Consider the following 23267-nt stretch of genomic DNA (forward strand, 5'->3'; position numbering starts at 1 on the left):
CGTCCCCGCCCCGTCACGCCGGATGGCCGGCCTCCAGGTCGCGTACGTCGGCGAAGCGCAGGGGCGGGCCATCCGCGGCGGTGGCCTCGGGTGACTGCTCGGCCGGCGACAGCAGGAACCCCACGTGGTCGCCGCCCGGGACCTGCTCCTCGACCCGGCCGGTGAACCAGGCCCGTACGTCGGCCAGTACCGGCGCCCCCTCCAGCCCGGGCCGCCACTCCACCCCGGCGAACTTGTCCACCTCGTCGCCGGTGCGGCCGCCGAAGAGCCCGGCCAGGGCGTGCTGGTCCCGGCGCAGCACGTGCACGGTGAGGCAGGGGGCCTGCCGCGCGACGCGGTAGGTCCGGTTGGCGGTCGAAAGCCAGACCATGAAGCGCGGCGGGTCGATCGAGCACTGCGAGGCGAACCCGACCAGGCAGCCCGCCCGTTCCCCGTCCGCCGCGGCCGTGACCACGTACATCGGGCCGTCCATCGCATCGGCGAAGGGGACGGGGTCCTTGTCCTCGGGGGCAGGTCCGGCGTCCGGCATGTCAGCCACTCCTCACGGGCCGGGGCGGCCACTCGCGGCCACCTGCGCACCGGAGCGGCGCAGACGGCGCCCCCGCACCGTACGCCCGGGCAGGCGCCGCAGGGTAGGGATGAGACGGGTGGGGATGAGCCGGGAAGAGATGGGCCGGTGAGGTGTGGGCCGGGGAGGACTTGGCCGGTGGAGCCGGGCCCTCAGGGACGCGGCGCGGTCCGCACGGCCAGCAGGACCGTGTCGTCGTCGGCGTGCGGAGGCGACACGGTGTCCACGAGGTGGCGCAGCAGCCCGTCCAGCGGAGCCCGCGGGTCCGCCGCGGCGAGCAGCCGGGCCGTCTCGGCGATGGCCTCGCAGAGGTCCCCGTCGCGGTGCTCGACGAGGCCGTCCGTGTACAGCAGGAGGGTGCTGCCCGGCGGCAGCAGGACGGTGTGCGTGGTGCGCGGCACCGCGGGCAGCGAGGGGTGGAGCAGGATGTCGTGGGCCCACAGCGTCTCGTCGGTGCGGTCCGCGCGGGCCAGGACGGGCGGCGGGTGGCCGGCGTTGGTCCACGCCAGGTGCCAGTGGCCGCCGGCCCGAGGGGTGAGGTGCGCATGGACGAGGGTGCCGCTCGCCGGGATGCCGATGTGCCGGCAGGCCGCCTCCAGAGCGCCGAGCGCGTGGTGCGGGGGCCGGCCCGGATGGTCGTGGTCGGCTTGCCGGAGCATGATGCGGACCTGGCCCATCACCGTCGCCGCCGCCATGTCGTGCCCGGTGATGTCTCCGACGGTCACGGACCAGCCGCAGGCTCCGTCGGGACCCGGCAGCGGGTACACGTCGTACCAGTCCCCGCCCACCATGTCCTGCCGGGCCGCGGGCCGGTAGAGGACGGCGGTCTCCAGCCCCTCTACGGCGGGCAGGTCGGTGAGCATGGCCTCCTGGAGCTGCCGGGCCACCGAGACCCGCTCGTCGAGGTACCGGGACCGCTCCACGGCCCGGGCGGCGTATCCGGCCAGGGCCAGCAGCACGGCCCGTTCCGCCGGGCCGATCGTGTACGGGATGTCCCAGCCCAGCTCCAGGGCGCCGACGACGGCCTGGACGCCCGGCAGGGGAATGCAGATCGCCGTGTGCAGGCCCAGTGGCCGAAGGCGGCCACGGCCTCCGGGGCGTATCCGTCCCGGAGCGCCTGCGGGTCCTCGACCACCACCGTGCGGCCCTCCCGGACCGCTCGCGCAGTGGGCCAGCCCGCCTCCGGCCCGTACGCATCGCCCGCCTCCAGCCCGTACGCGGCGCCCGCCTCCGCCGATGCGGCGCCCTCGCCACCCGGCGCGGGCGCCCGGTGCAGCCTGCCGTCCTCACCCACCAGCACGAGCCCCACATAGGACGGCTTGAGGTCACCGCTGACCAGGTCGCCGACCCGCGCCCGCACCTCGGCGGGGCCCGTGGTTTCGCCCAGGTCCTCCGCAGCCCGCAGCAGCAGCTGCGCACGGCTGAGGAGCACCTCCATGCGGTCCGCAGCCACCTCGGCGAGCGCGGCGGCCGCCTCGGCCTGCTCGCGGTCGCGCAGCGCGGCCTCGGAGCGGTACCGCAGCCGCATCTGGGCGCTGCAGGCGGCCGCCAGGTCCCCGAGGTCGCGCAGATCGTCCGGCGTCCACCGTCGCGAGGCGCTGTCGGCCACGGCCAGCACGCCGAGGAGCTCGCCGCCCGGCCCGACGAGGGGGACCCCGGCGAACGCGGAGGGCCGGTCCTCGGAGATCCGCCAGGCCGCGGGGCAGCCCAGCTCGGCCACCCGGCGGCAGCCCGCGAGAAGGTCCTCGTCGGATGGTGACGCGGCCGGCCAGGACTCCCAGGTGCCGGGGCCCCCGTCGGCGTCGGCCACCCACACCACGGCCCGCGGGGCGTCCAGGAGCCGGGTGGCCAGGCGCGCGAACCTGTTCACCTGGGTCCTCCCTTCCCGTGGGCGCCCCGCCGCGGCGCACGGCGCTCCGGGCACACCGTCGGCCGGTTGCTGCTTCCAGCTTGCCGGTACGTCGTGCGCCGCGCCCGCCCACCGGCGCGGCGGCGCCTTGCGGCCGGAGCGCGGCGGCGGCAGGCTCGGACCGGCGTACGTCACGCCGCTGCGGAAGACGGGAGGGTGGCCATGGACGCCGAGACGGGGGGCAGCACCGGGGCCGGGTCCCCGGCTCAGGACGAGTCGGGGGCGGGGACGGCCGAACGGGCCGCAGACGCCGCAGGTGCCGCAGACGCCGCAGACGCCGCAGGTGCCGCGAGGGCGGCCGGGGACGAGGGCGGCGAGTCCGCCTGCCTGCTGCACCTGGTGTGTCCCGACTGCGGGCGGCTCACCATTGGGCGCGGTGCGACCGTCTGCTCCTGCTGCGGCGCCCCGCTGGCCTAGGCCGCCGCTTTCGGCCGCTCCGGCCCGGACGGCAGAGGGGGAGGGACGACCCGTGCGGATCGTCCCTCCCCTTCACCCCCTTGGGGGCCGTCAGGATGCCCTCGGTCACGCCGCGGGCCGTGACGTCACCAATAGTGGTTCCGGCCGCCGACCGCGTGCCCGACCGCGCCGAGCACCCACAACACCACGCCGATCAAGACGAGGATCAGGCCGATCGTCCACAGGATCGAGATGGAGAAGACGAACCCGAGGATCAGCAGAATCACGCCGAGGACAATCATGACAACCTCCTTGTCCATCAGAATGCGGACGCTGTGCGTCTACCACTCCTGCGGCGGGTTCACGCCTGCCCGGGGCGGGCAGTTGCGCCGACGGCCCCCGAGGCCGGCCCCAGGCGGTTTTCAGCCGTTCTCGGCCAAGGCGGCGAGCACCCGGTCCGGGGTCAGCGGCAGTTCCCGGATCCGCCGCCCGGTGGCCCGGGCGAAGGCGTTGCCGATGGCGGCGGCCGCCCCCACCGTGCCGATCTCGCCGATCCCCTTGCTGCCCATCGGGTTCAGGTGCTTGTCGTCCTCTTCGATCCAGTGCGCCTCGATGTCGGGCACGTCCGCGTGCACCGGCACGTGGTAGGAGGCCAGGTCCCGCGCGGCGAAGTCGCCGTGCACCGGATCCAGCGGGGCGTGCTCGCTCAGCGCCATCCCCAGGCCCATCACCATGCCCCCCACGAACTGGGAGCGGGCCGCCGTCGGGTTCAGCACCCGGCCCGCCGCGAACACCCCCAGCATGCGCAGCACCCGTACCTCCCCGGACACCGTGTCGACCTGCACCTCGGCGAACTGGGCGCCGAAGGCGTGCCGCGCATAGGGCGAACGCTGCTTGGCCGAGGCCGTGGTGTCGGCGGACGCGCACAGCCCGCCCTCCGGCACCCGGCCGCCGTGCCGGTTCAGCTTCAGGGCGAGCGCGGTGCACGCCCCGTGCACCGCCCATCCCCAGGACGCCGTACCCGAGGAGCCGCCGGCCAGGGGCGCGGGCGGCAGAGAGGTGTGCCCGATGACGGTCGTCACCCGCTCCGCGGCCACCCCGAGGGCGTCCGCGGCCACCAGCGCCAGGACCGTCCGCGCCCCGGTGCCGATGTCGGTCGCGGCAATCTCCACCCGGAAGCTGCCGTCCGGCAGGGCGTACGCCCTCGCCTGCGAGGGGGCCACCAGCACCGGGTAGGTGGAAGCCGCCACTCCCGCACCGGTCAGCAGCCCGTCCCGGGCCTGCGGCCCGCGCCCCTGCGGCCAGCCGAAGCGCCGGGCGCCCTCCCGCAGGCAGGCCGGCAGGCTGCGGCTGCTGAAGGGGCGGCCGCTGTCCGGCTCCACCGGGGGCTCGTTGCGGATCCGCAGCTCCACCGGGTCCAGGCCCAACGCGTCGGCGAGCTCGTCCATCGCCGACTCCAGCGCATACATGCCCGGCGTCTCCCCGGGCGCCCGCATCCACGACGGCGTGGGCACGTCCAGCGGCACCACCCGGTGCGCCGTGAGCAGGTTCGGCGCCGCGTACATCACCCGCGCGGGTACCGCCGCCTGCTCCACGAACTCCCCGATCCGCGAGGTGTACGTCGTCACCTCGTGCGCCACCGCGGTCAGCGCCCCGTCGGGCCCGGCGCCGAGCCGCACCCGGTGCAGGGTGGAGGCGCGGTGCCCCACCACGGCGCCCATCTGGTTCCGCGGCAGGGCCAGCTTCACCGGCCGTCCGGTACGCCGGGTCGCCATGACGGCCAGCACCACGTGCGGCCGGGGCGTCCCCTTGGAGCCGAATCCGCCGCCCACGTGCTCCGAGTCCACACTGATCTGCTCCTCGGACAGGCCGAACAGCGAGGCCAGCTCGGCCCGCACGGCTCCGGCGCCCTGGCTGGAGTCGTACACCACCAGGCGCTGCGCGTCCGCGTCCCAGGCGGCGGTGGCCGCGTGCGGCTCCATCGGATGGTTGTGCAGCGGGGGGACCGTGTACGCGCAGTCCACCCGCACCGCCGCCGCCTCGTACGCGGCCCCGGCGTCCCCCTGCTCGCGGCGCGCGGGATGCCCGCCGTTGGCCTTCTCGGGCGCGTACGCCCCGGGGTGGTCCGTCCGCAGCACCACGTCCGGCGCCGCGCCCGGCTCCTCGTACACCACGGACACCGCGCCGGCGGCGGCCCGGGCGTCCTCCAGGGTCTCCGCCACCGCCAGGGCCACGAACCAGCCGCTGTGGGGCACCTGCGGATCCTGCAGGACCCGCAGCTCCGGGTCCTCCGTCGCACCCAGCCGGGGCGCGTCGAACACGGTCAGCACCGCCACCACCCCCGGCAGGGCCCGCGCCGCGGCCGTGTCCACGGAGGCCACCCGCCCGACGGCCACCGCGGCGGGCACCGGCCAGGCGTACAGGCAGCCGGCGGGGGTGTGCTCGGCGGCGTAGCGGGCGGTGCCGGTGACCTTCAGCGGGCCTTCCCGCCGTGGGGCGGGCGAACCGAGGGCGGGAACGGACGTCGGTGCGGGGGAGGAGTCGTCCACGGGGTGCTCGCAGTCTCTCGCCGGGTCGGGATCGGAGTCGGGGTGCAGGTCCGGATGCGTGCCGCGGGCCGGGCGGCGGCCCGGTCAGCCCTGCCGCGGTGCGGCGAGCCGGCCCAGGACGTCACAGGCGAGGCTGCGGGCGAGGACCACCTTGAAGGCGTTGTCGCGCAGCGGGCGGGCCGCCGCCAGCTCCGCCCCCACCGCCGTGCGGAACGCCTCGGCCGTCGCCGGACCGCCGAGCAGCTGCTCCTCCGCCGTACGGGCCCGCCACGGCCGGTGCGCCAGCCCGCCGAACGCCAGCGCCACCCGGGTGACCCGCCCGTCCTCGGTCTCCAGCACCGCGGCGACCGAGGCCAGCGCGAAGGCGTACGAGGCCCGGTCCCGGGCCTTGCGGTACCGGGACGGCGCGCCGAAGGCGCCCGCCGGCAGCAGCACCGCCGTGACGAGCTCGCCGTGCCGCAGTGCCGTGTCCTGTTCCGGGTGGTCCCCGGGGAGCCGCAGGAACCCGTCGAACGCGACCGTACGGGGTCCGCCGGCGCCGGTGATCTCGACCTCCGCGTCCAGGGCGGCCAGCGCCACCGCGAGGTCCGAGGGGTGGGTGGCCACGCAGAGGGGGGAGTGCCCGAGGACGGCGTGGTCCCGGTTGATCCCGTCGAGCGCCCCGCAGCCGCTGCCGGGCTCCCGCTTGTTGCAGGGCTTGGCCACGTCCTGGAAGTAGCCGCAGCGGGTGCGCTGGAGCAGGTTCCCCCCGGTGGTCGCGGCATTGCGCAGCTGGGCGGACGCCCCGGAGAGCAGGGCCTGGGCGAGGACCGGGCAGCGGGCGCCGGCCAGCGGGTGGGCGGCGAGATCGCTGTTGCGCACGCCCGCGCCGATGCGCACTCCGCCGTCCGCGGTGGCCTCGATCCCGGTCGGCAGCAGCCCGGTCAGGTCCACCAGGGTGTCCGGCTGCTCGACGCCGAGCTTCATGAGGTCCACGAGGTTGGTGCCGCCCGCCAGGTACGCCGACCCGGGGCGGCCCCCGTGGGCCGTGGCCGCCTCGGCGAGGCTCTGCGCCCGGACGTAGCCGAAGGGCTTCACGCGACCACGTCCTGCACGGCGTCGACGATCCGCGGGTAGGCACCGCAACGGCACAGGTTGCCGCTCAGCCGCTCGGCGATCTCCGCACGGGTCAGCGCGACGGGCCCCCGGTCCCCGGGCGGCAGCCCGCCCGCCGCCCCGTATCCGGTGCCCTCACCGGAGTCCGTGACCGTCACCAGCGAGGGAGCCCCCGCCGCGGCCTCCGCCAGCATGCCGACGGCCGAGCACAGCTGGCCGGGCGTGCAGTAGCCGCACTGGAACGCGTCGCGGGCCATGAAGGCCTCCTGGAGCGGGTGCAGCGCGCCCCCGCCCGGGGCGAGGCCCTCGACGGTGGTGATCAGCGCCCCGTCCTGCGCCACGGCGAGCAGCAGGCAGCTGTTGAGCCGCCGCCCGTCGACGAGGACGGTGCACGCCCCGCACTGGCCGTGGTCGCAGCCCTTCTTCGCACCCGTGAGGTCCAGCAGCTCGCGCAGCGCGTCGAGGAGCGTGGTCCGGTGGTCCAGGTCGAGCCCGTGCCGTTCGCCGTTGACGTGCAACGTCACCTGCGAGCGGGTACCGGCGTGGCCGTCCATGACGCAACCCCTGCCTCTCGTAGCGGTCCTCGCACCGGACGGCGTCCGCGGGCCGGACCGGTCGGTTCTCACAGCACTAGGGGGTATCCGGTCGGCGCCCGCCTCACACCTCCCGGCGCCCCGCGTCCCACGGCTGCCGCCGTTTGCCGCCGACGACCGGGGGAAGGAGCGCATCCCCCGACCCACAGCCGGGGCTCCCGACGGAAGGTGGTGGACAGCGTGACGGACGAGGACGTCCTGCCCCGCGACCACACTCAGGCGATCCTGGAGACGACCAAACGCGTCGCGGTCCTGCTGAAGGACTCGGGCGTGCCCTTCGCGCTGGCGGGCAGCGTCGCGGCGTTCGCGCACGGACTCCCCGCCCGCTTCCGCCACGACACGGACTTCTGCCTGCGCCGGCAGGACGTGGACGTGGCGGTGAAGGCGCTGGCCGAGGGCGGCATCCGGCACGTCGACGCGCCCGAGGACTGGCTGGTCAAGGCGCGGGACGGGGAGGAGGAGATCGACCTCATCCTCGACCTGGCCCGGCGCCCCGTCGACGAAGCCCTGCTGGAGCGGGCCGAGATGCGGGCCGTGGACTCCGTCCGCATGCCCGTACTGGCCGCCACCGACCTGATGGACAGCCGGCTGTCCGCGCTCTGCGAGCACTACTGCGACTTCGGCGACCTGCTCCCGATGGCCCGGATGCTGCGCGAACGGATCGACTGGGACCGGCTCGACCGCCGCCACCGCGCCGACCCCCTCCCCGACTCCTTCCTCTACCTGCTCGAACGCATGGACGTGATCCCCGCACGCAAGGAGGCGTCATGAACGGCGAGGCCACGGCGGCACCGGAGTACCTGGCCGCCCACCTGTGCGAGCGTCTGGCCGAGGCCGACATCGCGGAACTGGGCGTACGGGTGGAGGTGCGCGGCGGCTCCGTCCTGGTGTGGGGCCCGGTGCCCGACGCCGCGTGCCGTGACACCGTGCTGCGGCTGGCCGCCGAGGCCCTCGACCCGCTGCCCTGGCGCCACGACCTGTCCGTCGTGGGCACGGGCGCACCCGACCACGGAGAGGACCTGTCGTGATCCGCGTCGCGGCCGTCGGCGACATCCACCTCGCCCCGGGCAGCGAGGGTGTCCTGCGGCCCGCCTTCGAGACCGTCCACGACCACGCCGACGTGCTGCTGCTCGCCGGCGACCTCACCCGCCACGGCACCCCCGAGGAGGCCGAGGTGGTGGCCGGCGAGGTCGCGGGCCTGCCCGTCCCCGTCGTTGCGGTGCTCGGCAACCACGACTACCACAGCGACCAGGAGAAGGCAGTCGTCCAGGTCCTCGCCGACGCGGGCGTGACCGTGCTGGAAGGCGAGTCGGTGGTCCTGGAGGTCGGCGGGCACCGCGTGGGCATCGCCGGTGCCAAGGGATTCGGCGGAGGTTTCGCCGGGCGCTGCGGCAGTGATTTCGGCGAGCCCGAGATGAAGGCGTTCATGCAGTACGGGCGCGCCTGCGCCGACCGTCTGCACGAGGCCCTCACGGAACTGGCGGACGCCGGCTGCGACGCACGGGTCGCCCTGACCCACTACGCGCCGGTCCCCGACACCCTGGCCGGAGAGCCCCCGGAGATCCATCCCTTCCTGGGCAGCTACCTGCTGGCCGAGGCGATCGACGCGACCGGGGCCGACCTGGCCGTCCACGGCCACGCCCACCTGGGCACCGAGCACGGCATGACGCTGGGCGGCGTACACGTGCGCAACGTGGCCATGCCCGTCATCGACCGCGCCTTCGCCGTGTACCGCCTCGGCGACCACGGCGCGTCCGCCGGCCGCTGACCGCGGGGGTTCGGACCGCGGAAGCTGGGCAAGCGCGTCATCGGGCGGCACGGTGCACCGCGTACCGCCCTTCTGACCACGCTGTGGGCGAGGCGTCCTCGGCAACGGGCTTCCGGAAAGGAGTTCGCCATGGCGGACAAGGCCAAGGGAAAAATCGACCAGGCCAAGGGCAAGGCCAAGGAGGCCGTCGGCAAGGTCACCGGCAACGACCGGATGAAGGCCGAAGGCAAGACGGACCAGGCCAAGGGCAAGGCCCAGGAGGCCATGGGCAAGGCCAAGGAAGGCGCGCGCGGAGTCACGGACTCGCTGAGCGGCCGCCGCGACGACGAGGTCTGATCCCGTCCGTACGTGAGGGCCCCCGGCGCAGCCGCTGCGCCGGGGGCCCTCACGCGCGGGGTGTGGCCTCGTGCACGGCCGCGTGGACGGCGCGGGCCAGCCGCGCGCCCCACAGGGACCGGGGCCCGGCGAAGGCGTGCACCTCGCCGCCGGGCACCGGAGTCCGCGCGGCGACGCACACGGCGTCCGTGGGCGTACCGGAGCAGTCGTGGCCCAGTTCCAGCAGGGCCTGCACCTTCGCCTCCGTGGCGGTGGCCACGGCGTTGACGAGCGCCGCATCGGACAGGGCCGCGGGCACGGCGGCGATGATGTTGATCGTCCCCGGCCCCGACGGCAACCGCGTTCCCTCGTCCGCCGAGGCGGCCCAGCCCCGCACCGAGATGCCGGAGGTGACGACGGCCTCGACGCCACCGCTGTGCGCGCGGCCCGGTCGGGACACCGCCGCGGCCGTCATCAGGCCGACTCCCGCGCCCCGCACCCCCGCGACGCGGGCCAGAGCGGACAGGTGCCGGTCCGGGTCGGTGCGCCGGTAGCCGTGCGCCACCTGGGCGTTGAGCACCCAGGAACGCTCCCCGATGCCGCCGCCGAGGACCGCGCTGCTGATCATGCGCCAGCCCCGGCCCGCCCGCCACAGCAGCGAGTGAAGCTCCTCGCCGTCCTCGAAGCGGGTCAGCGGCTGCACCGGCAGGAGGCCGGTGGCGGGTCGGGCGGGCGGAACGACGGCGGTCACCGGGCGGAACTCCTCGCGGGTCGGGTCCGGCCGATCGTATGCGCGCCCCGCGCCGGACCCCCCGGCGGGTCCCCCGTCCGCGCCGTACCTCAGCCGGCCGCCTTCAGGCGCCGCAGGACCTCCTCGGACACCCGCCGGTGCAGCTCGGCCAGTTGCTCGGAGCTGTACGCCCCCAGGTCGCCCGCCCCGCCGCCGGCGCCGCCGTCACCGCTGCCCGCCTTCTGCTTCTCCTTCTCCTTCTCCCGGCGCTGGAGTTCCTGCTCCTCCGCCGAGCCCGGGGCCGCGTACGCGCACCGGATGAGCGTGCCGTCGGCGCCCTTGAGGCAGGTCGCCTCCCGCCCGTCGACCGCCCCCCGCCCCTCCACGCGGTACCGGATGTTCTGCTCGCTGCCGATCGTCGCCGTCCAGGTGCTGCCGCCCGTGGGGACCACTTCGAACACCCGGTCGTCGTTGTAGCAGCAGACGTCCCGGTACTCCGCCTTCACCAGTGCGACCAGGGCCTTCGGCGAGGACCAGGTGGGGTCCAGGCGGTGGACGGTCAACGGGGCCAGCCCGCCGCCCCGGTGCCGGGTGGGGACGGTGGAGACGGCCACCACCGAACTCGCCTCGCCCTGCGGGGTCAGGGGGGTGACGTACGCACTGTTCCCGGACCCCTCGCCGTGGCGCAGGGTGAACTCCGACTCGTTGCCCTCGTTCGCCCCGTCCTCCGACGCGTCCCATCCGCTGCGCTCGAACCACCAGTCGGAGAAGCTGCCCACGGCGGCCGTGGCCTCGCGCTGCCGGGCGGCGAGGCTCAGGGGGTAGGAGGGCCCGGGAACGGCCAGCGTGTCTCCGGTGATGGTGAGTCGCCCGGTCCGCCCGTTGTAGAGCGCCACTCCGGCGGGCCGTTCCGTGACGACGAGGAAGCCGGTCTGGCGCTTGAGCGGGACGACCACCACCGGCACCCCGTCCGAGCAGGTCACGTACACGTCCCCGGCATCGAAGCGGACCCACCGCTGCTGAGCGGAGATCTTGCGGCCGAGGTTGTGGGCGAACCACCCGCCGACCCGCGCGTCCGCCGTGTCCACGTCGAAGGCGCAGCGCTGCTGCTCGCGGCTGCTGCCGCCCAGTGGGATGTCCTGCACGAGCCCGACCTCGTACCCGGCCAGCCATCCCCTGCGTTCGACGAGCGTGGCGAAGCGGTCCGAGTCGGGCAGGTAGGTGATGTCGGCGATCTCCCCCGTGACATCGCCCAGGTGCGGCGCCGCCTGCGCCTTCCCGACCACATAGGGCGCCCGGGCCGACAGCTGCGGCACCGGGTCGGCCACGATCTGCACGCCGCCCATGTACGCCCGGTCCTGCAGGTAGGCCCCGTACACCAGCCAGGCCACGCCCAGCAGCAGACCGGCGAGAGCGCCGAGCCAGCCGAGGGCCACCCCCGCGGACCCGCCTCCCCGGCGGTCGGCCCGGCGCCGGACCCACCAGAGCGCCAGCCACAGCAGGCCCGCAACCCCCGCGGCCACCAGCGGCAGCGCCACCCAGGCGAACAGCTTCCGCAGCTCCCACACCACGATCGTCGTGTAGTACGACGCGTACCACAGGGTGAATCCCAGCAGCAGCAAGGGAATCCCCACCCGAAGTGCCCGGCCCATCAGTCCCCCCGACGTCGGCTCCCCGTTCTGTACCCCCCGCCCCGCCCTGTCACCCGCGTGAGCCGCATCCCACCGCGCCCGCATCCCACCGCGCCCGCGTCCCGCCCTCCCGCGAACCAACCGGTCGGACCTCGGCCACGGAATGGCGAATTCGAGACGGACGGCCCCGCCACCGGGCCCCGCGGGGGGAGGGCCGCGGGATCGGGGGCAGGCGGGTGGGGGCGCCGCGACAGGGCGGGCCCCGGCGAAGGAGAACGATCATGCTGATCACCGTCACCCGCTCCGGAGGATTCACCGGAGTCGAGAAGACCCGCGGGATCGACACCTCGCAGCGGCGGGACGCCCGGGAGCTGGAGCAGCTCGCGCGCCGGGCCGTGCCGTCGGCGGCCGACTCCTTCCACTACCGGATAGCGGTCGACGACCAGGTCTTCGATCTGGAGGGGCCGACGCTGACGGAGGAGCAGCGGGAACTGGTCCGCACTGTCCTCGGCGAAGGGGCCTGAAGGAGGGGGCGAGCCCCGGCCGCGTGATGAGGGGGGAGGTCATCACGCGGCTCGGGCCGCTCTGGAACCCGGGCCGCTCACCGCCCCGGCCTCCGGTAACCCTCGTATGACCCGGGCCCCGCGCGCTAAACCGTCGGCGTCGACAATTTTCGGCTGCCGGTAACCGCCCTGGTCACCACCAGTACACGGGGTAGCGGACGGCGCCCGCGCGGACCCGTGAGAGGGCGCAGCCGGCGACCACGAGCAGCAGGACCGCCCCCGCCAGGAGCGGGACGAAGGTCCGCGGGTCCGGCTCCCGCAACACGATGACCACGGCGGTCGCACAGGCCGGGGAGTGCGGGGTCCGGGCCACGGCCATCACCGCCAGCGAGGCGCCCGCCGCCAGGGCCGCCGCCCAGGAGGCACTGCCGAAGGCGGCGAGGCCCCCGTACCCGACGGCGGCGCACAGCAGGTGCCCGGCGATCACGCTGCGCGGCTGGGCCAGCGGCATGCCGGGCACGCTGTGGATGAGCGCGGCGGACGCGGCGAGCGGCGGAATCAGGACGGGCTCATGGATCAGGGCGCCGATCGCCACCAGGGCCAGCATGACCGCGGTGGCCCCGCTCACGCTGTGCAGGACGGTGCCGGGCACCGGAGCGGGAGCCCGGCCGACGAGGCGGGGCCGTATCCGGCTGCGCGCCGGCTGCCGTGCGGATGCGGCAGCCGGCCCGGGCGTGCTCGGCTCGGGCGTCCGCTCGGACAGGATCTGGTCGGGCGTGATCTGGTCGGTGCTCAAGAGGCGCATTTTCGGGGCTTGGCCGGCGGGGGCGTCCGCACGGCGGTGAACATCGGCAGGAGGAGGGCGACCGTGCCGCCCCGGGGCCGCGCGGTCGGCAGGGCCCGCCTCGCGGCGCAGGCCCGGGGAGGGGCGGCCGCGGACCGCCTCGATCATACGGAGCCCCCCGGGCCGGCCGCCCGCCAGGTCCCGTACCGCCCAGGTCAGGGCCCCTCGGGACGGCCGTCGAAGGTCCAGGCCTTGATGTCGCGGTAGCGGATCGGCGCCGGGCCGCGGCCGAAGTTGCTGCCGACCAGGTGGAGCCGTTCGGCCGGCCAGGCCCGGCCCGTGAAGGCACCGAGCCCGCAGGCGGCCTCCACGGCGCTCGTCGTATCGTTGCGCCGGGACCGGGCCAGTGTCAGGTGGGGGCGCAGCGGCCGGCCCGTGAAGGGGATGCCGCACTCCTCGACCACGGCCCGTACCTCGCCGGCGAGCAGGTGCAGCCCGTCGAGGTCCCCGTCGATCCCGCTCCACAGCACGCGCTCGCCGAAGTGCCCGCCACCGCGCAGCGCCAGGTGCAGGGGGGTGCGCTCCGCGGCGAGCCGGGCGAGCGGCGTCCGCAGCAGCGCTGCGGACGCGACCGGCAGTTCGCCGAGGAACGCCAGGGTGATGTGCCAGTCCTCGATGCGGTTCCACCGCATGTCCGGGTACGCCGCGTAGGCGGGCCGCAGCTCCTTCGCGAGCTCGTCCTTCGCCTCGTCGGGCGGGGCGAGGGCGATGAACACCCGGATGGTGGGGGACTGGATGTGTTCGTTCACAGGGGACTTCGTACCGTGTCCGGCCCGGTTCCGTCACGTCGCACGGCAGGCCGGGGCCGGCGGGCGGGAGCGGGGCCGGGGGTCAGGGACGTGTCAGGGAGCGGGCGGACGCCGTCAAGGCCGCGTCAGGGGGCGGGGGTCGGGGCGGAGCGGGGGGATAGCTTCCTCACGAGCCCCGGACTGCCGTCCCCTCGTCCGGGCGCCGAGCACGTTCGAGGTTCCCCAAGGAGGTCCCCATGTGTCTGTTCCGGTACGAGGACGACGACTCCGCTGCGGAGGAGGAGCGGTCCGCGGCCGGGCTCCTGCACCGGCCGGTCCCGCCTGCGCCGCGGCAGGTCGTGGTGCCGCTGTTCCGCACACCGCCGCCGGAAGGCGCCACCGCCGGCTTCACGGGTCCCGCCGGCGGCCGCGTGGACGGCCGGTCCGGCGGTCAGGGCGAGGACTCCTGGAGGTAGGCGGCGATGGATGCGAGGTCGTCGGCGATGCCCAGCACCTCCTCCGGGTCGGCGCCCGCCGTGGTGGCACCGTTCACACCCGCGTAGAAGGTGTCGAAGCGGCCGCCGCCCCGGTCCAGGTAGCCGGCGATGGTGATGGCGCCGACCGACAGCCGGTTGTTGAGGGCGTCCCCGCCGACGGCCGCCCCGGTCTTGGCGAACACCTTCCCGCGCGCCGGGCAGTCGCGGCAGTTCTCCGCCAGCAGGCCGTCGACCCCCAGGACGGGCAGGGCTTCCCGGAAGAGCCGCGCTTCGGGTGTCCCCTGCCAGTACGCCAGCATCTGCACCAGCACGCGGGGCGTGGCGCGGTCGGCGGGGTTGCCGCCCCGGCCGTCCATCAGCTCCGCCTGCTTGCGGTCGACCCCCGCCCGGTCCAGGAAGCGGGCCAGTACCGGGAAGCCCGCCTCGCACTGGTCGCTGCGGGCCGTGACCGCCATCAGGCAGATGCCGAGGTTGGCGCCCAGGTTGTGGCTGACCTTCAGGATCAGCTTGGCGTACTGGGCGAACGGCGGTGAGGTGTAGGCGGCCACCCGGGGCCGGCCGGCGTAGTCGCGCGGCAGCCGGGCGACCGGGTTGGGACCCGTCGGGTCGGCGGACACCCGCACCCCGGCGCGTCCCAGGGCCTCGATCAGCGCGGTGCGGCCGAAGGCAGCCGGGTCGGTGACCGGAGAGGTCCGCAGCAGGGGCGCGGCGCCGACGGCGACCGTGCCGGACAGCCGGATCCGGGTGCCGCCCTCGGAGGCGGTCACGGTGACCGCGGCGGGCTTCCCGGCGGCGACGGTCTTGACGGTCGAGGTGACCTGGTAGGGGGCGACCTTCGGCCGCCAGTCCAGCCGGGCGTCCGCCCCGGGCCGGTCTCCGGGGGTGGTCAGGAGGTCGATGAGGTTGTCGTTGACGATCAGGGGGGTGGGGACCGGGTCCAGGCCCGGGTCGGGGAGGAAGAGCCGGCTGTCGACGACCACGTCGCCGTCGACGCGGGTGATGCCGGCCTCGCGCACCTGCTGCGCGAGCAGGTCGATTCCGGCGAGCGGGTTCTCCGGGGTGAGGGTGGCCCCGGCGAAGTCGTTGGCGTAGGTGTGGTCGAGGTCGGTGTAGGCGACGGTGCCGTCGGGCCGGGTCCGGCCCCCCAGGGTGAGGTCGCCCTGCGCGACGAGGTCGAGGTCGCCGGTCAGCGTGGCCCCGCTTCGCCGGCCGACCGCGTACACCGGGGTCACGAAGCGGTGGTCGCCGCCCAGGGTCTGCCACGGCCCGGAGACGCTCAGCAGCTTGGCGGTGGATCCCGGGATGAAGAACTGGTCGGCGGAGAGACTGTGCACCGCACGCCCGCCGTCCGGCCCGGTCTGCAGGAGCCCCCACCGGGCGTGGCGGTACTCCGGCTTCCGCATGATCTCCGCGATCCGCGGGTCGAGCCGGCCGAGGCCGTCCTCCCCCGACACCGAGGGAGAGGGGGAGGGGGATGGGGCCGGATCCGCCCCCGACGCCGTCCCGCAGACCAGCGCCGTGAACAGCAGGGCGGCGCAGGAGGCGGCCGCCACGGGCCGCGGTGATACGCAGCGGATCGGACTTCTCACGGCGCGCTCCGTCCGGGTGGCGGTGTCCTCCCGAGGCCTGTGAACAGGGTGGCACGGCCGGAACCTGCCTGCACGCCGCCTACCCCGCCGGCGGTGCGGCCTGCGGGGACCTCGTACGCACGGACGGCACACTTGCCTTCACCTATCGATATTCGATAGATTTCCATCGTTGCTCGATCAGGGGAGTGGGTCATGGGAAGACTGACGGTGCTCGCGCTGCGCGCCGTGCTGGTGATGCTGGCAGCGGGTTCGGTGTTCGTCCAGGCGGTCATGGTGCCGCTGTTCGCCGCCGACCTGGAGGATCTGGATGCGGAGTACGCCTACCTGCGCAGCCCGCTCCTCGTCCTCACGGTCCTGGGGGTCGTTGCGGTCCAGGTGGTCCTGGTCTGCGTGTGGCGGCTGGTCTCGATGGTGAAACGCGGCACCGTGTTCTCGAACGCCGCCTTCCGGTACGTCGACGCCGTGATCGGCGCAGCCGTGGCGGGCGCCCTGCTGGTCTTCGCACTCGGGGTGGTGCTGGCGCCGGGCGAGGCCGTCCCCCCGGGCATGGTCCTGCTGATCGGCGGGGCCGGCGTCGGGGTGCTGGGGGTCGCGCTCATCGTGCTCGTGCTCCGGCTCCTGCTCGCCCAGGCCGTCGCCCGCGACGTCGAGGCAGCCGGCCTGCAAGCCGAGTTGGACGAGGTCATCTGATGCCGATCACCGTCGACATCGACGTGATGCTGGCCCGGCGGAAGATGTCCGTGGGGGAACTCGCGGAACGCGTCGGGATCACCCCGGCCAACCTGGCCGTGCTCAAGAACGGGCGTGCCAAAGCCGTGCGGTTCGCCACCCTGGCCGCGCTCTGCGAAGCCCTCGACTGCCAGCCCGGGGACCTGCTGCGCTGGGAGCCCGGCCCGCCCGGCCCCCCGCCGCAGTGAGGCCCCCGCGCCGGGCGCCCCGCGTCAGGACCGGGTGAGGACCACGAGCCGGCTCGTCGCCCGGGTCATCGCCACGTACCGGTCGACCGCGCCCTCGACCCCCGTGCCGAACTGCTCCGGGTCGACGAGCACCACAAGGTCGAACTCGAGCCCCTTCGCCAGCGCGGGGGTCAGGGAGCGGACCCGCCCGGTGGGCCGGAAGGCCGGGTCGCCGATCACGCAGGCGGTCCCGTCCTCGTGCGCGCCGAGCCAGTCCGCGAGGACCGCGTCCCGGTCGGCGGCGTCCCCGTAGGCCACGGGGATGCCGCTGCTGCGGACGGAGACCGGCACATTGGCGTCCGGGAGACCGGCCCGGATGGCCGGCTCGGCCTCCGCCATCACCTCTTGCGGCGTCCGGTAGTTGACGCTCAGACAGGACACGGTGATCCGGTCGAGCCCGACCCGCTCCAGCCGTTCCTGCCACGACTCCGTGAACCCCTGCCGGGCCTGGGCGCGGTCCCCGACGATCGTGAAGCTCCGGGACGGGCAGCGCAGCAGCAGCATCTGCCACTCGGCGTCCGTCAGCTCCTGCGCCTCGTCCACGACGATGTGTGCGAAGGGCCCGGCGAGCAGGTCCGGTTCGGCCGCGGACAGGGCGCTGTCGTCGACCAGGGTGTCCTGCAGGTCCCGACCGCGCAGCATGCCGAGCGCGCCCTCGCTCTCGTCGATCTCGACGTTCTGCAGCATGCTCTCCACGGCGTCCGCCCGGCGCGCCCGTTCGGCGGCCACCGCAACCTCGTTGCGGCGCCTGCGCCCGGAAGCCCGCGGATCGCCCAGCCGCTGCCGCGCCGCGTCCAGGAGCGGCAGGTCGCCGACCGTCCAGGCCCGCGCATCGGCCCGCTGCAGCGCCCGCACCTCGTCCGGCCCGAGCCAGGGCGCACAGCGGCGCAGGTAGGCGGGCACCGACCACAGGTCCGCGACGAGTTCCGCCGCGTCCAGGGTCGGCCACGCCCGGTCGAGGGTCCCGATCAGGTCCCGGTCCTGCAGCAGCGACCTGCGGAGCAGTTCCGGCGGGGCGCCGCTGTCGTCCTTGTCCGCAAGGATGGCCAGCAGCTCTTCGAGGATCTGCTCACGTGCCTCGTTGTGCGGAGTGCCCGGTTCCACGGCGTCGAACGCTGCCGCCCAGTCCTCGGCACCCAGCCACAGGTCGGACCAGTGGGTCGAGACCGTCATCCCCTCACCGGGCGGCTCCTCGTAGAGCCGGACGGCCGGTTCGATCGCCCCGACCAGGTCCGCGGACGACTTCAGACGGGCCACGACGGGGTCGGTCTCGACCGCGGCCGAGGCCCCCTCGGCGACCAGGTCGCGCAGGGTGCAGGTCTGCACGCCCTCCTCCCCGAGGCTGGGCAGGACGTCGGCCACGTAGGACAGGTACGGCTGGTGCGGGCCGACGAACAGCACGCCGCCCCGACGGCGGCCGAGCCGCGGATCGGAGTAGAGGAGGTAGGCGGAACGGTGCAGGGCCACGACCGTCTTGCCCGTACCAGGACCGCCGTCGACGACGAGGGAACCGCGGGACCCCGCCCGGATGATCTCGTCCTGGTCGGCCTGGATGGTGGCCAGTACGTCGCGCATCCGGGCGGAGCGGTTGCCGCCCAGGCCGGCGATGAACGCGGACTGGTCGTCCAGCGCGGCATGCCCGTCAAGCCCGTCGGAGGTGAACACCTCGTCCCAGTAGTCGCTGATCCGGCCGCGGGTCCAGCGGTACCGGCGGCGGCTCGCCAGCCCCATCGGGTTGCCGTGGGTCGCCGCGAAAAACGGCTCGGCAGCGGGGGAGCGCCAGTCGAGCAGCAGCCGCCGCCCGGTGCTGTCGGTCAGGCCGAGCCGGCCGATGTACACCGGCTCGGTGTCGTCCGGGCCCACGATGTGCCCCAGGCACAGGTCGAGGCCGAAACGGCGCAGGGTGCGCAGGCGGCCGGTCAGCCGGTGGATCTCGATGTCGCGGTCCATGGCCTCCCGGCCGATGCCGCCGGGCGCCCTGCGCGCGGCGGCCAGGCGCTCGGACAGCTCACCGACCGCCTGCTCCAGGCTCGCCGAGACCGCCGCGAAATGCCGCTCGTCGGCGCCAATCAGCGCCGGATCGGCCTTGGCGGAAAGGCGGTCGGACAGGTGGAACGCGCTGGTGGTCAGGTGCACTGCGTGGATCTCCCCATGGCCCGGAATCTGGCTTCGACGGGCGATTCTGCGGGACGACCGGGGCCTTGCCGCAAGCCCCCCTCTGCGCTATAAGTTGAAAGTGGCAAGGAGTGACCACACCTCCCAGCCCCCTCGGCCGGCCCCCCTCCGGCCCCCTCCTTCCCCCCTTCGCAGGCCCATCGGCGCCATCGGCGCCTGCCGTCGGCCCGGGGGCGGATCAGCGGCCCGTCCGGCGCAGCCCGCGGGCCCACTTGGCGAGGCGGTGCAAGCGCGGGTAGCGCTCGCGCTGCTCACGGGAGTGCCGGTCCAGTTCCTCGAGGAGCCGCTCGGAGCGCTTCTCCACCCCCAGTTCGTCCAGCACCCGGTCCGCCTCGGCCAGCAGCGCTCCGTACAGCTGCCACTCCCCGGGGCGCAGCGCCATCTGCTCAGGGAGCAGGGCCGCCAGCTGGTCGCGGCTGCGGCGGGCCGTGAGGAGCTCCTCGGTCAGCCGGGCCTCGGCCGCCTCCGCGTTCGCACTGACCTGTGCCGTGATGAGCTGGGCGAAGGCCTCCACGGCGAGGGCCATGTGCTCGTACAGCGTCTGCAGGGCCTCGGCGATGCGCGGCGGGAAGACCGGCTCGTCCCCCCGGGTCTGGGCAAGGTCCGTGAGCGTACGGCAGGACACCCGCAGGACGACCGCGCAGATCTCCAAGGTGTCCAGACCGGTCCGCAGCACCAGCCGGAAGAGCACCCCCTCACGCACGCGCGGGTTCAGCCGCAGACTGTCCTCCGCCTGCCGCAAAGCCCCGTCCACCTGGGCGATGTCGTTGTCGAGCCGGCGCGCCTCGTGCAGCCGAGCCGCGGCCTGCTCCACGGTGGTGGCAGAGCCCGACTCCCTGCCGATGTGCATCAGCAGGGTGTGCATCCGCGCGGCGAGGTCGCTGATCGCCTCACTCGCGGGCCGCACCCAGACCGGCGGCACGAAGAGGATGTTGAAGGCGAGGCCGACGGCGGCGCCGATCAGCGTCTCCAGGACCCGGTCCCAGGCGGTGTCCGTCACCCGGGTCACGCCGAGGACCAGCATGGCGCTGATCGCCACCTCGGGGACGAACTCCCCGGCCTTCACCAGCCGGCCGACGACGAGCGAGGCCAGGATGATCAGCCCCAGGCTCCACCACGTCAGCCCCACGAGCGCACTGAACCCGATCGCGATGAGCACCCCCGCGACGACGGAGTTCACCCGTCGGATCCCGGTGGTGAGGGTGGTGTACAGGGTCACTTGGACGACCAGCAGGGCCGTCAGCGGCGCGGTGAGCGGTGCAGGCTCGCTGCTGAGCCGGAGGGCGACGACATAGGAGACGACGGCCGCCGCCGTGGAGCGGAGCGCCTGGACGACGGCCGGCTCCCGATGTCGGCTCACCAGGTGCAGGAGTGAGGCAAGTGCTTGCGTCATACCCCGCCCTTGCCCTGTTCGGCGGTCCCCATCGCGGATCTGACGGGTAGTTGATCAATTCGGCCCCGGGATGCGCGGCCGCCCGAGCCCCGGGGCGCCCCCGGGCGCGCCGGGGCCGCTGTGCATACTGCCGGACATGACGTCCTCGCTCGCCACCCGCATGCTCCTGATGATCACCTTCGTCCTGGTGACGTCCGCGGCGGTGGCCGGGGCGTGCTTCGGCTTCCTGCTGGGCGGCCGGACGACGGCCCTGGTCGCCGGTGCGGCGGCCGGCCTCGGCGCGGGCGCCGGCTCGTTCCTCTCCCGCCGCCAGGTCGCAGCCTTCTTCCGGCCCGGTCCCGCGGCCCCACCACCCGTACCGGGCGACGCCGGGCACGCAGCCGCGGCCGCCCCCGCCGGCGGCTACGCCGAGGGGGTGGCGGACGCGGTCTTCGTGAGCATCGCCACCTACCAGGCCGCGGTCTTCCCCCTCGTCCCGGACGGGGTGAGCGAAGCCGAACGTGAGGCCCGCCGCACCGTGGCCTACCGGGTCTCCGCCTACGAAGGCCTGCCCACGGCCGTACGGGTGTCCGCTGCGGCCGCCCTCGAAGCCGTGGACCACGGCCTGGACGCCGACCGGGCCCACGCCGCCATGAAGGCGCTGTCCCTCACCGTCTACGAGCACCGCGCCGGCCGCTGACCGGGCCGCCGACCGGCCGGGGCGCCCGGCCGGCGGGACCGTGTGCCCGGTCACGTTCGTGTTGCGTTTGCGGCCGTGCCCGTGGCGCGGGAGCGGCTCGCCAGTTGGTGCACGTGTGGACGATCACCAGGACGGGGCACCCGTCGCGTACGCGGAACTGCTCGGCGCCTACTGGCTGGAGCCGGACCCCCTTGCTGTTCGCATCGAACTGCACGGTGCCGGCCGGGCGGCTGGTGACGCTGCTGCGCTGACTCCGGAACCGGCCGGGACGCCCCCGCCGGACCGCCACGTCATGCAGCCGGCCCGCGGTCCGGCCGCGGCCCACGGCTCCGGGCGCGGTCGAGTCCGGTGTCGAGGGCGAGGGCGGCGGTGATCAGGGCGAGATGGGTGAAGGCTTGCGGGAAGTTGCCGAGCTGTTCACCGCTGGGCCCGATCTCCTCGGCGAACAGGCCGACGTGGTTGGCGTAGGTCAGCATCTTGTCGAAGGCGTAGCGGGCCTGCTCCAGCCGGTCGGCCCGGGCCAGCGCGTACACGTACAGGAAGCTGCACAGGGAGAACGTGCCCTCGGAGCCCTGCAGTCCGTCCGGTGAGGCGGCCGGGTCGTAGCGGTACACCAGGCTGTCGGACACGAGTTCGGTGTCCATCGCGTCGAGGGTGGACAGCCAGCGCGGGTCCTTCGGCGTGATGAAGCCGACGAGCGGCATCAGGAGCAGGGAGGCGTCCAGGACGTCGGCGCCGTACTGCTGCACGAAAGCCCGGCGCTCCGCGTTCCAGCCCCGGGTCATGATCTGCTCCATGACGGCGTCGCGCGCGGCGGTCCACCGCGCCACGTCGCCCGGACGGGAGTTCGCGGTGGCCTGGCGGATCCCGCGGTCGAGGGCCACCCAGCACATGAGGCGGCTGTAGGTGAAGTCCCTGCGGCCGCCCCGGGTCTCCCAGATCCCCTCATCGGGCCGGTCCCAGTGCTCGCACAGCCAGTCCAGCAGCTGCGCGGAGCGCATCCACGCGTCGTAGCCCACCACGTCGTCGGTCCGCCCGGCCTGGGCCAGGGCGTACACGGCCTCGCCGTAGATGTCGAGCTGCAACTGGTCCGCGGCCCCGTTGCCCGCCCGTACCGGCGCCGAGGCGCGCCAGCCCTCCAGGTGGCCGAGCACCTCCTCGTCGAGCCGCGGGTCGCCGTCGACCCGGTACATGATCTGCAGCGGCTCGCCGCCCGGCGCGCCCCCGTCCTGCAACCGCATGCCGAGCCACCTGCGGAAGGCGTCCGCCTCCTCGGTGAAGCCCAGGTCGCGCATGGCGCGTACGGACAGGGAGGCGTCGCGGATCCAGGTGTAGCGGTAGTCCCAGTTGCGTTCGCCGCCCTCCTGCTCGGGCAGCGCCATGGTGGCGGCCGCGATCGGCGCTCCGGTGGGTGCGTAGGTGAGGAGCTTGAGGGTGATGGCGGACCGGTTGACCATCTGCTGCCAGCGGCCGCGGTAGGTGCACCGGCCGATCCAGTCGTGCCAGAACCGGCGCACGTCGGCGAACTGTTCGAGGGTGCCCGCCGCGTCCGCGGGTGGCGGGGGCGGGCCTCCCGTGTCGCAGACGGTGAGGGTGAGCGCCGCGTGCTCGCCGTGGTGGAGGGTGACGGTGGCGCGCACGTCCGTCCCGTCCGCCTCCAGCGGCACCGCGCCGTCCGCCTGCAGGTACGCGGTGGCGGCCGGGGTGGTGAACCGTGCCGTCGGACCCTCCAGGACCAGCTCGTGCCCGCTGCGGCCGTAGTCGAAGCGGGGCCGGCACTCCACCGAGAAGCGGACCTTCCCGCGGACCACGCGCAGGTACCGCACGACCTGGTGGCGGTCGGTGACGGTGTGCGGATCGCGGACGGGCATGAAGTCGACGACCTCGCCGACCCCCTCGGGAGTGAGGAACCGGGTGATGAGCACGGCGGTGTCGGCCAGGTAGAGCTGGCGGGTGGTGACCTCGGGGGCGTCCGCGGTCACGGCGAAGTGGCCGCCGCGCTCGTGGTCGAGCAACCCGGCGAAGACGCTGGGCGCATCGAAGCGGGGCGAGCAGAACCAGTTGAGGACGCCCTCCGAGGAGACGAGCGCACAGGTCTGCAGATCCCCGATCAGGCCGTGATCGGCGATCGGCGGGTAACGGCGCATCGGCACTCCCGGCTGACGGCCGCTGCCCCGGACCGGCAGCGGCGGAGGCGGCCCCTCCTGCCATCCTTCGGGCCCGCCACCGCTGCGGTCCACCAGGGCTGCGCCGTCCGGGCGTGCGGCAGGCCGGCGCCTGTCGGTGCAGTGCGGCCCGGGCCGGGCCGCAGCTCCTCGTCACCCGGTTGCCCGGCCGACTGGGCAGCGC

Annotated in this window: 25 protein-coding genes; 10 read left to right on the forward strand and 15 right to left on the reverse strand. The window is 74.6% G+C overall.

What is annotated here, in order from left to right:
- Positions 1–13: 13 nt before the first annotated feature.
- The 3 genes from ACLJTM_RS09290 to ACLJTM_RS09300 all read right to left on the reverse strand — a co-directional run bounded on the left by ACLJTM_RS09290 (position 14) and on the right by ACLJTM_RS09300 (position 2438).
- Positions 14–529: a flavin reductase family protein gene (locus tag ACLJTM_RS09290; RefSeq protein ID WP_411102957.1), complete on the reverse strand. Its 516-nt coding sequence runs from the start codon at positions 527–529 to the stop codon at positions 14–16.
- Between the two features lie 191 nt (positions 530–720).
- Positions 721–1524 (reverse strand): PP2C family protein-serine/threonine phosphatase, encoded by an 804-nt coding sequence (locus tag ACLJTM_RS09295; protein ID WP_411103285.1) that lies wholly within the window; start codon positions 1522–1524, stop codon positions 721–723.
- Positions 1407–2438 (reverse strand): GAF domain-containing protein, encoded by a 1032-nt coding sequence (locus ACLJTM_RS09300; RefSeq protein WP_411102958.1) that lies wholly within the window; start codon positions 2436–2438, stop codon positions 1407–1409. Before ACLJTM_RS09300 ends, ACLJTM_RS09295 begins: the two co-directional genes overlap by 118 nt.
- Before the next feature lie 201 nt (positions 2439–2639).
- On the opposite strand from ACLJTM_RS09300, the gene ACLJTM_RS09305 reads away from it, so the two are divergent.
- Entirely contained in the window at positions 2640–2894 is a 255-nt protein-coding gene (locus ACLJTM_RS09305) for a hypothetical protein (RefSeq protein WP_411102959.1), read from the forward strand.
- A 125-nt stretch (positions 2895–3019) separates the two neighbouring features.
- On the opposite strand, the gene ACLJTM_RS09310 is transcribed toward ACLJTM_RS09305, so the two are convergent.
- The 4 genes from ACLJTM_RS09310 to ACLJTM_RS09325 form a co-directional block, all read right to left on the reverse strand.
- Entirely contained in the window at positions 3020–3175 is a 156-nt protein-coding gene (locus tag ACLJTM_RS09310; RefSeq protein WP_411102960.1) for a DUF6131 family protein, read from the reverse strand.
- Positions 3176–3295: 120 nt separating this feature from the next.
- Positions 3296–5422 (reverse strand): xanthine dehydrogenase family protein molybdopterin-binding subunit, encoded by a 2127-nt coding sequence (locus tag ACLJTM_RS09315; RefSeq protein WP_411102961.1) that lies wholly within the window; start codon positions 5420–5422, stop codon positions 3296–3298.
- 84 nt (positions 5423–5506) lie between these two features.
- Positions 5507–6499 carry an FAD binding domain-containing protein gene (locus tag ACLJTM_RS09320; RefSeq protein ID WP_411102962.1) on the reverse strand — a complete coding sequence of 331 codons (993 nt, stop codon included), beginning with the start codon at positions 6497–6499 and terminating at the stop codon, positions 5507–5509.
- The gene (locus ACLJTM_RS09325; protein WP_411102963.1) at positions 6496–7071 is read right to left on the reverse strand and encodes a 2Fe-2S iron-sulfur cluster-binding protein; all 576 of its coding nucleotides are present in this window, start codon (positions 7069–7071) and stop codon (positions 6496–6498) included. Before ACLJTM_RS09325 ends, ACLJTM_RS09320 begins: the two co-directional genes overlap by 4 nt.
- Before the next feature lie 219 nt (positions 7072–7290).
- On the opposite strand from ACLJTM_RS09325, the gene ACLJTM_RS09330 reads away from it, so the two are divergent.
- From ACLJTM_RS09330 to ACLJTM_RS09345, 4 genes are all read left to right on the forward strand, one after another.
- Positions 7291–7881, forward strand: a complete 591-nt coding sequence (locus tag ACLJTM_RS09330) for a hypothetical protein (protein WP_411102964.1) — start codon at positions 7291–7293, stop codon at positions 7879–7881.
- A complete protein-coding gene (locus ACLJTM_RS09335) occupies positions 7878–8138 on the forward strand; it encodes a hypothetical protein (protein WP_411102965.1) in 261 nt (86 codons plus the stop codon). Before ACLJTM_RS09330 ends, ACLJTM_RS09335 begins: the two co-directional genes overlap by 4 nt.
- Positions 8135–8878, forward strand: a complete 744-nt coding sequence (locus tag ACLJTM_RS09340) for a metallophosphoesterase family protein (protein ID WP_411102966.1) — start codon at positions 8135–8137, stop codon at positions 8876–8878. The genes ACLJTM_RS09335 and ACLJTM_RS09340 overlap by 4 nt, the downstream gene beginning before the upstream one ends.
- Before the next feature lie 129 nt (positions 8879–9007).
- A complete protein-coding gene (locus tag ACLJTM_RS09345; RefSeq protein WP_411102967.1) occupies positions 9008–9214 on the forward strand; it encodes a CsbD family protein in 207 nt (68 codons plus the stop codon).
- 49 nt (positions 9215–9263) lie between these two features.
- Here the strand turns inward: ACLJTM_RS09345 and ACLJTM_RS09350 are convergent, their stop codons facing one another.
- On the reverse strand, positions 9264–9944 hold the full coding sequence (locus ACLJTM_RS09350; protein ID WP_411102968.1) for an adenosylcobinamide amidohydrolase: 681 nt from the start codon (positions 9942–9944) through the stop codon (positions 9264–9266).
- An 89-nt stretch (positions 9945–10033) separates the two neighbouring features.
- Positions 10034–11545, reverse strand: coding sequence for a hypothetical protein (locus tag ACLJTM_RS09355; protein WP_411102969.1), 1512 nt, complete (start codon positions 11543–11545; stop codon positions 10034–10036).
- 290 nt (positions 11546–11835) lie between these two features.
- On the opposite strand from ACLJTM_RS09355, the gene ACLJTM_RS09360 reads away from it, so the two are divergent.
- The gene (locus ACLJTM_RS09360) at positions 11836–12078 is read left to right on the forward strand and encodes a protealysin inhibitor emfourin (RefSeq protein ID WP_411102970.1); all 243 of its coding nucleotides are present in this window, start codon (positions 11836–11838) and stop codon (positions 12076–12078) included.
- Positions 12079–12250: 172 nt separating this feature from the next.
- On the opposite strand, the gene ACLJTM_RS09365 is transcribed toward ACLJTM_RS09360, so the two are convergent.
- Both ACLJTM_RS09365 and thpR read right to left on the reverse strand, forming a co-directional pair.
- A complete protein-coding gene (locus ACLJTM_RS09365; protein ID WP_411102971.1) occupies positions 12251–12853 on the reverse strand; it encodes an HPP family protein in 603 nt (200 codons plus the stop codon).
- Between the two features lie 203 nt (positions 12854–13056).
- A complete protein-coding gene (gene thpR / locus ACLJTM_RS09370; RefSeq protein WP_411102972.1) occupies positions 13057–13650 on the reverse strand; it encodes an RNA 2',3'-cyclic phosphodiesterase in 594 nt (197 codons plus the stop codon).
- Positions 13651–13886: 236 nt separating this feature from the next.
- On the opposite strand from thpR, the gene ACLJTM_RS09375 reads away from it, so the two are divergent.
- Positions 13887–14105, forward strand: a complete 219-nt coding sequence (locus ACLJTM_RS09375; RefSeq protein WP_411102973.1) for a hypothetical protein — start codon at positions 13887–13889, stop codon at positions 14103–14105.
- On the opposite strand, the gene dacB is transcribed toward ACLJTM_RS09375, so the two are convergent.
- Positions 14081–15715, reverse strand: a complete 1635-nt coding sequence (dacB, locus tag ACLJTM_RS09380) for a D-alanyl-D-alanine carboxypeptidase/D-alanyl-D-alanine-endopeptidase (RefSeq protein WP_411102974.1) — start codon at positions 15713–15715, stop codon at positions 14081–14083. The genes ACLJTM_RS09375 and dacB overlap by 25 nt on opposite strands.
- Before the next feature lie 192 nt (positions 15716–15907).
- Here dacB and ACLJTM_RS09385 point away from each other — a divergent pair, with 192 nt between their 5' ends.
- Positions 15908–16405, forward strand: coding sequence for a DUF2975 domain-containing protein (locus ACLJTM_RS09385; RefSeq protein ID WP_411102975.1), 498 nt, complete (start codon positions 15908–15910; stop codon positions 16403–16405).
- Entirely contained in the window at positions 16405–16632 is a 228-nt protein-coding gene (locus tag ACLJTM_RS09390) for a helix-turn-helix domain-containing protein (protein ID WP_411102976.1), read from the forward strand. Before ACLJTM_RS09385 ends, ACLJTM_RS09390 begins: the two co-directional genes overlap by 1 nt.
- Positions 16633–16656: 24 nt before the next feature.
- On the opposite strand, the gene helR is transcribed toward ACLJTM_RS09390, so the two are convergent.
- Positions 16657–18807 (reverse strand): RNA polymerase recycling motor ATPase HelR, encoded by a 2151-nt coding sequence (helR, locus tag ACLJTM_RS09395; RefSeq protein ID WP_411102977.1) that lies wholly within the window; start codon positions 18805–18807, stop codon positions 16657–16659.
- Positions 18808–19024: 217 nt separating this feature from the next.
- On the reverse strand, positions 19025–20239 hold the full coding sequence (locus ACLJTM_RS09400; RefSeq protein ID WP_411102978.1) for an FUSC family protein: 1215 nt from the start codon (positions 20237–20239) through the stop codon (positions 19025–19027).
- A 136-nt stretch (positions 20240–20375) separates the two neighbouring features.
- On the opposite strand from ACLJTM_RS09400, the gene ACLJTM_RS09405 reads away from it, so the two are divergent.
- On the forward strand, positions 20376–20918 hold the full coding sequence (locus tag ACLJTM_RS09405) for a hypothetical protein (RefSeq protein WP_411102979.1): 543 nt from the start codon (positions 20376–20378) through the stop codon (positions 20916–20918).
- Between the two features lie 290 nt (positions 20919–21208).
- Here the strand turns inward: ACLJTM_RS09405 and ACLJTM_RS09410 are convergent, their stop codons facing one another.
- Entirely contained in the window at positions 21209–23065 is a 1857-nt protein-coding gene (locus tag ACLJTM_RS09410) for a glycoside hydrolase family 15 protein (RefSeq protein WP_411102980.1), read from the reverse strand.
- Positions 23066–23267 lie beyond the last annotated feature (202 nt).

The sequence above is a fragment of the Streptomyces sp. cmx-4-9 genome, from assembly GCF_046548835.1.
Taxonomy (GTDB): domain Bacteria; phylum Actinomycetota; class Actinomycetes; order Streptomycetales; family Streptomycetaceae; genus Streptomyces.

What these genes read in the sequence shown, in the direction of transcription:
- ACLJTM_RS09290 (WP_411102957.1), bottom strand. Translation starts at nt 529, where the DNA reads ATGCCGGACGCCGGACCTGCCCCCGAGGACAAGGACCCCGTCCCCTTC.
- ACLJTM_RS09335 (WP_411102965.1), top strand. Translation starts at nt 7,878, where the DNA reads ATGAACGGCGAGGCCACGGCGGCACCGGAGTACCTGGCCGCCCACCTG.
- ACLJTM_RS09405 (WP_411102979.1), top strand. Translation starts at nt 20,376, where the DNA reads ATGACGTCCTCGCTCGCCACCCGCATGCTCCTGATGATCACCTTCGTC.
- ACLJTM_RS09410 (WP_411102980.1), bottom strand. Translation starts at nt 23,065, where the DNA reads ATGCGCCGTTACCCGCCGATCGCCGATCACGGCCTGATCGGGGATCTG.
- ACLJTM_RS09325 (WP_411102963.1), bottom strand. Translation starts at nt 7,071, where the DNA reads ATGGACGGCCACGCCGGTACCCGCTCGCAGGTGACGTTGCACGTCAAC.
- ACLJTM_RS09375 (WP_411102973.1), top strand. Translation starts at nt 13,887, where the DNA reads ATGTGTCTGTTCCGGTACGAGGACGACGACTCCGCTGCGGAGGAGGAG.
- ACLJTM_RS09310 (WP_411102960.1), bottom strand. Translation starts at nt 3,175, where the DNA reads ATGATTGTCCTCGGCGTGATTCTGCTGATCCTCGGGTTCGTCTTCTCC.
- ACLJTM_RS09385 (WP_411102975.1), top strand. Translation starts at nt 15,908, where the DNA reads ATGGGAAGACTGACGGTGCTCGCGCTGCGCGCCGTGCTGGTGATGCTG.
- ACLJTM_RS09305 (WP_411102959.1), top strand. Translation starts at nt 2,640, where the DNA reads ATGGACGCCGAGACGGGGGGCAGCACCGGGGCCGGGTCCCCGGCTCAG.
- ACLJTM_RS09360 (WP_411102970.1), top strand. Translation starts at nt 11,836, where the DNA reads ATGCTGATCACCGTCACCCGCTCCGGAGGATTCACCGGAGTCGAGAAG.
- ACLJTM_RS09400 (WP_411102978.1), bottom strand. Translation starts at nt 20,239, where the DNA reads ATGACGCAAGCACTTGCCTCACTCCTGCACCTGGTGAGCCGACATCGG.
- ACLJTM_RS09345 (WP_411102967.1), top strand. Translation starts at nt 9,008, where the DNA reads ATGGCGGACAAGGCCAAGGGAAAAATCGACCAGGCCAAGGGCAAGGCC.
- ACLJTM_RS09390 (WP_411102976.1), top strand. Translation starts at nt 16,405, where the DNA reads ATGCCGATCACCGTCGACATCGACGTGATGCTGGCCCGGCGGAAGATG.